11 protein-coding genes are annotated in these 11,658 nt (G+C 74.0%); 10 read left to right on the top strand and 1 reads right to left on the bottom strand.

Annotation, left to right across the window (positions count from 1 at the left end):
- The first annotated feature begins 565 nt into the window (after positions 1–565).
- The 5 genes from ACQRUO_RS35635 (at position 566) to ACQRUO_RS35655 (ending at position 5,351) form a co-directional block, all read left to right on the top strand.
- Positions 566–2,041, top strand: coding sequence for an NAD-dependent malic enzyme (locus ACQRUO_RS35635; protein ID WP_428320313.1), 1,476 nt, complete (start codon positions 566–568; stop codon positions 2,039–2,041).
- A 539-nt stretch (positions 2,042–2,580) separates the two neighbouring features.
- Complete coding sequence (locus ACQRUO_RS35640; protein WP_428320314.1) at positions 2,581–2,862, top strand: HU family DNA-binding protein; 282 nt, start codon at positions 2,581–2,583, stop codon at positions 2,860–2,862.
- Positions 2,863–2,902: 40 nt separating this feature from the next.
- Positions 2,903–3,577 carry a winged helix-turn-helix domain-containing protein gene (locus tag ACQRUO_RS35645; RefSeq protein WP_428320315.1) on the top strand — a complete coding sequence of 225 codons (675 nt, stop codon included), beginning with the start codon at positions 2,903–2,905 and terminating at the stop codon, positions 3,575–3,577.
- The gene (locus ACQRUO_RS35650) at positions 3,574–4,881 is read left to right on the top strand and encodes a sensor histidine kinase (RefSeq protein WP_428320316.1); all 1,308 of its coding nucleotides are present in this window, start codon (positions 3,574–3,576) and stop codon (positions 4,879–4,881) included. The genes ACQRUO_RS35645 and ACQRUO_RS35650 overlap by 4 nt, the downstream gene beginning before the upstream one ends.
- A 158-nt stretch (positions 4,882–5,039) precedes the next feature.
- Entirely contained in the window at positions 5,040–5,351 is a 312-nt protein-coding gene (locus tag ACQRUO_RS35655) for a hypothetical protein (RefSeq protein ID WP_428320317.1), read from the top strand.
- 141 nt (positions 5,352–5,492) lie between these two features.
- Here the strand turns inward: ACQRUO_RS35655 and murA are convergent, their stop codons facing one another.
- A complete protein-coding gene (gene murA / locus ACQRUO_RS35660) occupies positions 5,493–6,839 on the bottom strand; it encodes a UDP-N-acetylglucosamine 1-carboxyvinyltransferase (protein WP_428320318.1) in 1,347 nt (448 codons plus the stop codon).
- A gap of 245 nt (positions 6,840–7,084) precedes the next feature.
- On the opposite strand from murA, the gene ACQRUO_RS35665 reads away from it, so the two are divergent.
- The 5 genes from ACQRUO_RS35665 to ACQRUO_RS35685 all read left to right on the top strand — a co-directional run.
- Positions 7,085–7,663, top strand: a complete 579-nt coding sequence (locus ACQRUO_RS35665) for a YqgE/AlgH family protein (protein WP_428320319.1) — start codon at positions 7,085–7,087, stop codon at positions 7,661–7,663.
- A gap of 54 nt (positions 7,664–7,717) precedes the next feature.
- Positions 7,718–7,996, top strand: a complete 279-nt coding sequence (locus tag ACQRUO_RS35670; RefSeq protein WP_428320320.1) for a DUF3039 domain-containing protein — start codon at positions 7,718–7,720, stop codon at positions 7,994–7,996.
- Between the two features lie 90 nt (positions 7,997–8,086).
- Positions 8,087–9,694, top strand: coding sequence for a beta-N-acetylhexosaminidase (locus ACQRUO_RS35675; RefSeq protein WP_428320321.1), 1,608 nt, complete (start codon positions 8,087–8,089; stop codon positions 9,692–9,694).
- A gap of 430 nt (positions 9,695–10,124) precedes the next feature.
- Positions 10,125–11,006 (top strand): FAD binding domain-containing protein, encoded by an 882-nt coding sequence (locus tag ACQRUO_RS35680; RefSeq protein ID WP_428320323.1) that lies wholly within the window; start codon positions 10,125–10,127, stop codon positions 11,004–11,006.
- Positions 11,007–11,026: 20 nt separating this feature from the next.
- Positions 11,027–11,658, top strand: a 632-nt coding sequence (locus ACQRUO_RS35685) for a (2Fe-2S)-binding protein (RefSeq protein WP_428320322.1), incomplete at its 3' end; no start/stop codon positions are given.

An 11,658-nucleotide genomic window follows, 5' to 3' on the forward strand; every position in this document is an offset into this window, starting at 1 on the left:
GGGGGGGGTGGGGGGGGGCGGGGGGGGCTTTGAGAAGAAAAAAAACCACAAACACACACGGCGCGGCGTGCACTGGTCCGTCGCCCGGCCCGCAGCGGTCCGCGGCCGGTCTCCTGAGGGTCCGTCACCGGCCGCTGAGGGGCCGTCAATGACTGTGGCCCCCACCGGAGGTGGGGGCCACAGTCATTGGTCAAGACACCGACCCGCCATGCTCGCCTCGCGGCAAGTGGTCGCTCGCAGCGACTAAGGTTGGGCCCGGGGGCTTGGATCGAGCCGGTGTCCCGTCCAATGTAACCCATCGGTCCCGTCAGGCAATGCCATCCCGCAGATTTTCGGTGCGAGGGCCGCTTCGCCGGAGCCTCTGTTGTGGGGTCCCCGCAATCAACGGACGATATTTCTGGGAACCCTCTGGTAGGTGCGACGATCGAGGCCTAGGATGCGCAAGGCGCTGCATCAACAAACTGTTGAAATATCCAAGGGGCCGACGGGTTCCGCGGGGGTCGGCAGTGGTTGAGGACGGCCTGGCCAGCTCTCATCCCCTCATGCGGACGGAAGAAGGACGTCGATGGCGACGGTGCCCAGTGTCTCCAACTCGATCACGGTGCGGCTGGAGGTCCCGGCCAGCGGCAGCGCGGTCAGCAACATCACCACCGCCGTGGAGTCCTCCGGCGGCTCGGTGACCGGCCTCGACGTGACCGCCTCCGGCCTCGAGGCACTGCGGATCGACGTGACGGTGGCCGCCGCCTCGGTGGCGCACGGCGAGGAGATCGTCGAGAAGCTGCGCGCGATCGACGGCGTCACGATCGGCAAGGTCTCGGACCGCACCTTCCTGATGCACCTCGGCGGCAAGATCGAGATGTCCTCGAAGCTGCCGATCCGCAACCGTGACGACCTGAGCATGATCTACACCCCGGGCGTGGCCCGGGTCTGCATGGCGATCGCCGAGAACCCCGAGGACGCCCGCCGCCTGACCATCAAGCGCAACAGCGTCGCCGTGGTCACCGACGGCTCCGCGGTGCTGGGCCTGGGCAACATCGGCCCGCAGGCCGCGCTGCCGGTGATGGAGGGCAAGGCGGCCCTGTTCAAGCGCTTCGCAGGCATCGACGCCTGGCCGATCTGCCTGGACACCCAGGACGCCGACGAGATCGTGGCCATCGTCAAGGCGATCGCCCCCGGCTTCGCCGGCATCAACCTGGAGGACATCTCCGCGCCGCGCTGCTTCGAGATCGAGGCCCGGCTGCGCGAGGCGCTGGACATCCCGGTCTTCCACGACGACCAGCACGGCACCGCGATCGTGGTGCTGGCCGCGCTGACCAACGCGCTGCGCGTGGTCGGCAAGGAGATCGGCGACATCCGGGTGGTGATGTCGGGCGCCGGCGCGGCCGGCACCGCGATCCTCAAGCTGCTGCTGGCCGCCGGCGTCGAGCACGCCACCGTGGCCGACGTGCACGGCGTGGTCCACCAGGGCCGCGAGGACCTCAACGACTCGCTGCGCTGGATCGCCGAGCACACCAACCGCTCGGCCCGCACCGGCACCCTCAAGGAGTCGGTGGCCGGCGCCGACGTCTTCATCGGCGTCTCCGCCCCGAACGTGCTGGACGGCGACGACATCGCCACCATGGCCGACAATGCGATCGTCTTCGCGCTGGCCAACCCGGACCCCGAGGTGGACCCCGCGGTCGCCCGGCACACCGCCGCCGTGGTGGCCACCGGCCGCAGCGACTTCCCGAACCAGATCAACAACGTGCTGGTCTTCCCGGGTGTCTTCCGCGGCCTGCTGGACGCGCAGAGCCGCACGGTGAACACCGAGATGATGATCGCCGCCGCCCGGGCGCTGGCCACCACCGTCACCGACGACCAGCTGAACGCGAACTACATCATCCCCAGCGTCTTCCACCCGGACGTCGCCAAGACGGTGGCCGCCGCCGTCCGCGAGGCCGCGCTGGCCGCCGCCGACCCGGCCGCCCAGGCCCCCTCGCGCCCCACCCCGGGCGTCGTCGGGACCCTGGACACCGCCGCGTTCCCGGTGGTCAAGCTCTAGTTCGCAGTCGGTCCGACCGCGGGTCGGCGGCCCGTCGCACGACCCGCGCGGGGCGGTATCCGGACGATCATCGGGCCGAATACCGCCCCTCGTCCCGTCGCATCGCCCCGAGCCCTTGCGACACAAGGCGAAGGGCGTGTTTGGGCTTGTCCCCGTCAGGGCGTACGGTAGCCCTGCACGGGGCAGGCGTGTCCGACAAGTACGGAACGTCCCCCGACCACTCGGCGTGTCGTTCCCGGCCGCCGCCCGCGCCGGTCCGCCGGCGCCGACGAAGCGTCATAGCTGCGTGGGGAGGGCGCCGTTCGGGGTGGACGGCCGAGGCCCGATTGGCTTTCTCGGGGCCGGTGAGGGCAGGATTCGTTCCCAGGCAGGCACGTGGCAGGACTGACACGCGGCGCGGCCCGGGGTACGGGGCCGGGCTCCTATCACCAGCCGCCTGAACGAGCACAGTGTGCGGACCAGCGGCCCAGCCGGAGTGCCTCCGGAGGGACGACCGATGGGCCCCCGCACACCGCAACGAACAGACCACAGGAGTACACATGAACCGCAGTGAGCTGGTGGCCGCTCTGGCCGACCGCGCCGAGGTGACCCGCAAGGACGCCGACGCCGTTCTGGCGGCTTTCGCCGAGGTCGTGGGCGAGGTCGTGGCCAAGGGTGACGAGAAGGTCACCATCCCCGGTTTCCTGACCTTCGAGCGCACCCACCGTGCCGCCCGCACCGCCCGCAACCCGCAGACCGGCGAGCCGATCCAGATCGCGGCCGGCTACAGCGCCAAGGTGAGCGCCGGCTCCAAGCTCAAGGAAGCCGCCAAGGGCCTCTGATTCGACCGGAGCGGGGGTGCCCGGCATAGGGTCGAGGACCATGCGCGTACTGGTCCTGGAGGACGACCCCGAGCTCGGCCCCGAGACGGCGGACACGCTGCGCCGGGCCGGCTTCGCCGTCGACCTGGCGGTCGACCTGGCCGAGGCCGACCTCAAGCTGTCGGTCACCGCCTACGACCTGCTGGTGGCCGACCGCGCCGTCCCGGACGGTGACGCGCTGCAGCTGGTCGTCGCCCGCCGCCGGGCCGGCTGGCTCGTCCCCGTGCTGCTGCTCACCGCGATGGACTCGGTCCACGACCGGGTCGCCGGCTTCGAGGCCGGCGCCGACGACTACCTGGTCAAGCCGTTCGCCGCGGCCGAGCTGGTCGCCCGGGTGCGCAACCTGTGCCGCCGCCCGACCCCGCGCCCGGTCGAGCTGCGCCTGGGCGACCTGGAACTCGACCTGCCGCGCCGCCGGGTCACCCGCGGCGGCGTGCTGCTCAGCCTGACCGCCAAGGAGTTCGCGGTGCTGGAGCTGCTGATGGTGCAGGCCGAGTGCGTGGTCACCCGCACCCGGCTGATCGAGAGCTGCTGGGACGAGCAGAGCGAGCCCATGTCCAACGTGGTCGACGTGCTGATCGGCCAGCTGCGCCGCCGGCTGGGTGCGCCGGACCCGATCCGCACGGTGCGCGGGGTCGGCTACCGGCTGGTCGACCCGGCGCAGGAGCAGCCGTGACCTCTCCGGCGGCCCGGCGGCTGCGCCGGCTGCGCTGGACCCTCACCCTGCTCTTCGCCGCCACCACGGCCGGCTGCCTGCTGGTGCTGGCCACCCTGGCCGCGCACACCGACGCCCACTCCCGGGCCCGGGACCTGGACAACGACGTGACCCGGCGGGCCGGCGGGCTGGCCCGGGCGCTCTGGTTCGACGACGCCCACGTGCTGGCCACCGACCCGCTCGGCGAGGACGAGCTGGCCCGCGGCGCCGCGGTGCTCGGCGCGGTGCAGACCGGGCCGGGCGGAGGGCCGCCCACCGTGCTGCGCTGGGCCCGCCCCGGCGCCGACCGGCTGCCCGACCGGCTGCTGCTGACCCGGCTCTGGGACCAGGTCCAGGACACCCAGGAGACCGAGCTGGCCACCGGCGACGGCGGCGGCCGACAGCTGCGCTGGGCCGCCGCGCCGCTCTGGGACGGGGACACGATCGCCGGCCTGGTGCTGGTCGGTGCCGATCCGGCGCAGAGCCGGGCCGACCACGAGCGGCTGGTCCGCTGGCTGCTGCTGGGCTGCTCCGGCCTGGTGCTGGCGGCCGCCGGGGTGGGCCACCTGCTCTCCGGGCGGGCGATGCGTCCGGCCCTGGCCGGCCTGGAGCGCCAGGAGCAGTTCCTCACCGAGGCCGCCCACGAGCTGCGCACCCCGCTGGCCACGCTGCGGCTGGTGATCGAGCGCGGCGCGGCGGCCCCGGCCCGGGCCCCGCAGGCGCTGGCCGAGGCCACCGTGCTGAGCGAGCGGCTGGCCCGGCTGGTCACCGGGCTGCTGGCCCGGGCCCGGGTCGAGGCGGGCACCCAGCGGGTGGAGCTGACGCCGCTGCGGCTGGACCAGCTGATCGAACAGACCGTGGCCGAACTGCCCGCGGCGATGGGGGAGCCCCCCTGGGCCTTCGGGCCGGGCGACGACCGCACACCCGGCAGCTGGGGCGCGGTCACCGTGGAGCTGCCGGAAGCGCCGCTGGTGGTGCGCGGCGACCCGGAGCTGCTCGGGCAGGCGGTGCGCAACCTGGTGGAGAACGCGCTGCGGCACGGCGGCGGCAGCCCGGTCACGGTGGTCGTCGAGCCGGGGCTGATCAGCGTCACCGACGCCGGGCCCGGGGTGCCCGCGCAGCGGCGCGAGGCGGTCTTCCGACGGGGCGTCACGGGGGGCGGGGGCGGCACCGGGACGGGGCTGGCGATCGTGCGCTGGGTGGCCGAGCTGCACGGTGGCAGCGCCCGGCTGCTGCCCGGGCCGGACGGCGGGGTGCGGGCGGAGCTGCGGCTGCCGCAGGACTGACGGGGGCTCACGGCGGGGTGCGGCGGCTCACGCGGGGTGCGGCGCTCACGGCGGTTGCGGGCGGGGGTGTGCGGGCCCTGACGGGGGCTCACGGCGGCTCGCCGGCGGCGCGCGGCTTCCTCATCGTCCGCTCATGCACGCTCTGGCAGGCTGCCGCCATGAAGCTGTTCTGGAAGGCGAGCGGACTGGGTGCGGCGGCCGCGGTGGTCGGCGGCGTGCTCTACGCGCTGCCCGCGCTGCCGGCGGCCGCCGAGGCACCCGGTCGACCCGGGTCGGCGGGCGGCGCCGCGGTGCTGCTGACCGGCGGCGGGGTGCACCCGGGCCGCGAGCTGGTGGGGGCGCTGCTGCGCCACCACGGCCACCGGCACCGCGGGCACGAGCAGCGGGCGCCCCAACAGCAGGGCCAGCAGCAGGAGCACCAGCAGCACGGCCACGAGCAGCAGCAGCCGGCCCCCCGGGCCGGCCGCTGACACCGGACCCCGGCACCTGCCCCCCTGGTGCCGGTACGTGACGGGACACACCTGGCGGGGTGCCCGGCACACCGAAGAGGGGCCGCCCTGGCGGGGGCGGCCCCTCAGCGTCGTTCGCGGGCCCCAGTGGATCCGCAGGCCTCAGACGGTGGCCAGCAGCCCCTGCTCGCTGGGCAGCTCGACGTGCGCGCCCAGGTCCCGCAGCTTGGTCATGAAGTTCTCGTAGCCGCGGTTGATCAGCGAGATGCCGTGCACCGTGGAGGTGCCCTCGGCGGCCAGCGCCGCGATCAGGTACGAGAAGCCGCCGCGCAGGTCCGGGATGACCAGCTCGCCGCCGAGCAGCTTGGACGGGCCGGAGACCACGGCCGAGTGCATGAAGTTGCGCTGGCCGAACCGGCACGGCGTGCCGCCCAGGCACTCGCGGTAGAGCTGGATGTGCGCGCCCATCTGGTTCAGCGCCGAGGTGAAGCCGAGCCGCGACTCGTACACCGTCTCGTGCACGATCGACAGGCCGGCCGCCTGGGTCAGCGCGACCACCAGCGGCTGCTGCCAGTCGGTCTGGAAACCGGGGTGCACGTCGGTCTCCAGGGCGATCGCGTTGAGCTCGCCGCCCGGGTGCCAGAACCGGATGCCCTCGTCGTCCACCGAGAAGGCGCCGCCGACCTTCCGGAAGGTGTTGAGGAAGGTCATCATCTCCAGCTGGCGGGCGCCGCGGACGTAGATGTCGCCCTTGGTGGCCAGCGCCGCGCAGGCCCAGGAGGCGGACTCCAGGCGGTCCGGCAGCGCGCGGTGCTCGTAGCCGCCGAGCGACTCGACGCCGCTGATCAGGATGGTCCGGTCGGTGCCCATCGAGATGATCGCGCCCATCTTCTGCAGCACGCAGATCAGGTCGACGATCTCCGGCTCGATGGCCGCGTTGCGCAGCTCGGTGTCGCCGTCCGCGAGCACCGCGGTGAGCAGCACCTGCTCGGTCGCGCCGACCGAGGGGTAGGGCAGCTCGATCTTGGTGCCGCGCAGCCGCTGGGCGGCGGTCAGGTAGGTGCCCTGCGGGTGCTTCTCGATGGTGGCGCCGAACTGGCGCAGCACGTCGAAGTGGAAGTCGACCGGACGGCCGCCGATGTCGCAGCCGCCCAGGCCCGGGATGAAGGCGTGGCCGAGCCGGTGCAGCAGCGGGCCGCAGAACAGGATCGGGATACGGGAGGACCCCGCGTGGGCGTCGATGTCCGCGACGTTGGCGCTCTCCACGTGCGAGGGGTCGAGGATCAGCTCGCCGTCCTCCTCGCCGGTGCGCACGGTCACGCCGTGCAGCTGGAGCAGCCCGCGGACCACCTTGACGTCGCGGATGTCCGGAACGTTGCGCAGTCTGCTGGGACCCTGGCCGAGCAGGGCAGCCACCATGGCCTTGGGCACCAGGTTCTTGGCGCCGCGCACGCGGATCTCGCCTTCCAGCGGGTTTCCGCCGTGCACCAGCAGGACGTCGTCGGTCATCGTTCTCGCAATCCGGGGTTCGCAGCCACGGCGATCGGGCATGCCGGGGCTGGGGAGAGGTAGGACCGGCGGACGTACGGCGCGGGCCGCACGGGCGCCACCTTTGGGTAGATGGTAGTAGCCGCCTGAACGGTTCCCGGCCCGTTGCATGGTGATCATGCTCTCTTAGGGTGGAAGCCGGGTGCCCGCTCCGCCGTGCGGGTGAGGCGCGGCGCGCTGGAGGTTTCACCGCCCGCTGCGGGATCATGTGTTGCATGACCGCGGCCTCCTCCCACACCGGCCGACTGCTCGTGGCGACCCCGGTGCTCACCGATCCGAACTTCGCCCGGTCGGTGGTGCTCATGCTGGACCACGACGAGCAGGGGGCGCTCGGCGTCGTGCTCAACCGGCCCACGCCGGTGGAGGTGGGCGACGTGCTCGACGGCTGGGCCGACCTCACCGGTGATCCCCACGTGGTCTTCCAGGGCGGTCCGGTGGGGTTGGACTCGGCCCTGGCGGTGGCGGTCGTGCCCGGCGAGCCGGGGCCGGGCGACCCGCTCGGCTGGCGCCGGGTGCACGGCGCGATCGGGCTGGTCGACCTGGAGGCGCCGCCGCAGCTGCTGGCCGGCGAGCTGGGCGGCCTGCGGGTCTTCGCGGGCTACTCGGGCTGGACCCCGGGACAGCTGGAGGCGGAGATCGACGAGGGTGCCTGGTACCTGGTGGACGTCGAGCCGGGCGACATCTCCTGCCCGCACCCCGAGCTGCTCTGGCGGGCGGTGCTGCGCCGCCAGCGCGGCGCGCTGGCGATGCTCGCCACCTACCCCGAGGACCCCACGCTCAACTAGGGCAGCAGGTGCGCGGGGTCCGTTTCGCGCGCCACCCCCATAGACTTGGCGGCTATGAGCACTCTTGAGCCCGAGCGCGGACTCGGCACCGGCACCCTGGTAGAGCCCGTCCCGCAGGTGTCCAACGGCGACGGCGACCACGAGCGCTTCGCGCACTACGTCCAGAAGGACAAGATCATGGAGAGCGCGCTCTCCGGCTCCCCGGTGGTCGCGCTCTGCGGCAAGGTCTGGGTGCCCGGGCGCGACCCGAAGAAGTACCCGGTCTGCCCGATGTGCAAGGAGATCTTCGACGGCATCGAGCCGGGCCCCGGGGGCGGCGACAAGGACAAGTGAGGTCCGGGCCGCAGGCCCGCCGAGGTCCGCGCCACGGGTCTGCTGCAGTGGTCTATGCCACTGCGGGGTGACCGGGGCAGGATGGGCCGCATGGACCTGATCCCCGCGCCGATCGCCCAGCGGTTCCCCGACCGGCCCGGCCTGCCCCTGGGCCCGGCGACCACCCTGGCCGGCGGGCCGGGCACCGAGGAGGCCGAGCGCTGGCTGCGTTCGGCGCTCGGCGCCGCCACCGGCCTGGCCCTGCCACCCGCCGCCGAACCGGTGCTGGCGCTGGCCCTCGACGCGGCCCTGGCGCCCGAGGAGTACCGGCTCACGGTCGAGGCCGACGGCGCCCGGATCACCGCGGGCGGCCCGGCCGGCGCGCACTGGGGCGCCCAGACGCTGCGCCAGCTGCTCGGCCCCGAGGCCTACCGGCGGGCCGCGGTACGCCGCACCGGCTGGCGGCTGCCCGCCTGCGAGATCGCGGACGCGCCCAGGTTCGGTTGGCGCGGCCTGCTGCTGGACGTGGCCCGGCACTTCCTGCCCTTCGGCGAGCTGCTGCGCTACGTCGACCTGCTGGCCGTGCACAAGCTCAACGTGCTGCACCTGCACCTGACCGACGACCAGGGCTGGCGCTTCGAGGTCAAGCGCTTCCCGCGGCTGACCGAGGTCGGGAGCTGGCGGACCCACTCGATGGTGGGCTTCCGGGCCGGGCAGCGCTGGGACGACCGGCCGCACGGCGGTCACTACACCCAGGACCAGCTGCGCGAACTGGTCGCCTACGCGGCCGAGCGCGGGATCACCGTGCTGCCGGAGATCGACCTGCCCGGCCACACCCAGGCCGCCATCGCCGCCTACCCCGAGCTGGGCAACACCGATGTGGTGGACACCACGTCGCTCGGGGTGGGGACCGACTGGGGGGTCTGCCCGAACGTGTTGAACGTCTCCGACGCCACCCTGGCCTTCTTCGAGGGGGTGCTGGAGGAGGTGCTGGAGGTCTTCCCGTCCGAGTACGTCCACCTGGGCGGCGACGAGTGCCCCAAGGACCAGTGGCGGGCCAGCCCGGCCGCACAGGCCCGGATCAAGGAGCTCGGGCTGGCCGACGAGGACGAGCTGCAGAGCTGGGTGATCAGGCACTTCGACCGCTGGCTGGCGGACCGCGGGCGGCGGCTGATCGGCTGGGACGAGATCCTGGAGGGCGGCCTGGCGCCCGGGGCGGCGGTGGCCTCCTGGCGCGGCTACGCGGGCGGGGTGGCGGCGGCGCGGGCCGGACACCCGGTGGTGATCTGCCCCGAGCAGCACGTCTACCTGGACCGTCGGCAGGCCGACGGGTCCGACGAGCCGATCCCGATCAGCCACGTGCGCACGCTCGCCGACGTCTACCGCTTCGAGCCGGTGCCGGCGTCACTGGATGAGGTGAGTGCCCGCCAGGTGATCGGGACCCAGGCCTGTTTCTGGAGCGAGTTCGCCGACGACGCGCGCGAGTTCGACTACCGGATCTTCCCGCGGCTGGCCGCCTTCGCCGAGGTGGCCTGGTCGCCGCTGCCGCGCGACGGCGCGGACCGCGACCTGGCGGGCTTCGAGCGCCGGATGCGCACCCACTACGCCCGGCTGGACGCACTCGACGTGGCCTACCGACCGCCGGCCGGCCCGCACCCCTGGCAGCGCCGCCCGGGTGTGGTGGGCCGCCCGGCCGAGGGCCCGCCGCCGGAGGCCTAGGCCGGTCCGGCCGGGGCGGGGACCGGGACGGGGGCGGCGGAGCGGCGGAGCGGTGGAGCGGTGGTTCGGGTGCCGACTCCTGACGGATCGTCAGTCGAACAATGTGATCATCTGGGAACCTTTGCCTGGCTGCGGGCGTCAAAAACAGGTGAACATCCGGTCTCATTTGTGGGGGATCTGCCCGAAAAGCGACCGGATCGTCCGGGACCCCCAGGGCGATCACGGTGCTCGATGTGCCAGAGTTGCCCGACCCGGTGGGCAGCTTCTGTTCGGCAGCCGGGACCCGTACGCTACGGGCGGCGCCGCGGACCCGCGGCGCGGGAGGAACGGGCCGGCCACGCGTCGGCCACCTAGCGGCTGAGTCCGGGACCCGGCCCGGGCGAGTCCAAGGAGAGCGGAGCACGGTGGGATCCAGGTGAACCGGACGATCATGCTGCCGACCTCCCTCGACGAGGCCGTCGAGGCCCTGGGCTCCAGCCACGCGGCCGTTCCGGTCGCCGGCGGGACCGACCTGATGGAGGCCGTCAACGCCGGCCGGCTGCGCCCCGGCGCGCTGGTGGGCCTCGGCCGGATCACCGAACTGCGCGGCTGGCGCTACGAGGACGGCGGCACCGCCGTGCTCGGCGCCGGACTCACCCTGGCCCGGATGGACCGCCCCGACTTCGCCGCGCTGATCCCCGCCCTGGCCGACGCCGCCCGCACCGCCGGACCGCCGCAGACCCGCAACGTCGGCACCCTGGGCGGCAACATCGCAACCGCCGCCGCGGCCGGTGACACCCTGCCGGTGCTCTCCGCGCTGGAGGCCGTGGTCACCCTGGCCCGGGCCGGCGCGGTGCGCGAGGTCCCGGTCGGCCACCTGCTCACCGGCGTCGACCCGATCCGCCCGGGCGAACTGCTGACCTGGGTCCGGGTGCCGCTGCTGCACGCCCCGCAGGTCTTCCTCAAGGCCACCGGGCGCAGCGGCCCGTCCCGCGCGCTCGCCTCGGTGGCGCTGGTGCTCGACCCGGCCCGGCGCGCGGTGCGCTGCGCGGTCGGCGCGGTGGCGCCGGTGCCGCTGCGCCCGCTGGAGGCCGAGGCCTGGGTGGCGGGCTGCATCGACTGGGACGCCCGCGGCGACGAGGGGGCGCAGCCGATCGACCCGGCGGCGGCCGCCGCCTTCGGCGAGTACGTCGCCGCCGCCTGCGTGCCCGACGGCCACGGCGCCGACCCGGGCGCGCTGCCCACGGCGGAGGGGCCGACCGCAGCGGCGGTCCGGCTGCGGCGTACCGTGGCGGTGCTGGCCCGCCGGGCACTGGGAAGGGCACTGAAGTGACGGCCGAGGTGACCGCCGACATGGCGACCGAACCGACGAACCACCCTGTCCACCTGGGCGACCAACGCCCCACCACCTCCTACACGCTGCGGGTCAACGGCTTCGACCGGCCGGTCGCCGACGCCTGGATCGGCGAGAGCCTGCTCTACGTGCTGCGCGAGCGGCTGGGCCTGGCGGGTGCCAAGAACGGCTGCGAGCAGGGCGAGTGCGGGGCCTGCTCGGTGCAGGTGGACGGTCAGCTGGTGGCCGGGTGCCTGGTGCCGGCGGCGCTCGCCCAGGACAGCGAGATCAGCACCGTGGAGGGCCTGTCGGCGGCCGGCGCGGCGAGCGACGTGCAGCAGGCGCTGGCCGACTCCGGCGCGGTGCAGTGCGGCTACTGCACGCCCGGCCTGGTGATGGCGGTGCACGACCTGCTCCAGCGCAACCACCGGCCCAGCGAGGTGGAGGCCCGCCAGGCGATCTGCGGCAACCTCTGCCGGTGCACCGGCTACCGCAGCGCGCTGGCGGCCGTGCAGACGGTCGCGGACGCGCGCGGGCAGGCGCTGCTGGCGGTGGAGGCGGCTGCTGCGGAGGCTGCTGCTGCGGCCTCGGCCGCCGAGGGCGGCGGGGAGCCGGCGAGCGCCGCGGCTCCCGCCGGCACCCCGGCCGAGCC

This window comes from Kitasatospora sp. LaBMicrA B282 (assembly GCF_050325825.1).
In the GTDB taxonomy this organism is placed as follows: Bacteria; Actinomycetota; Actinomycetes; order Streptomycetales; family Streptomycetaceae; genus Kitasatospora.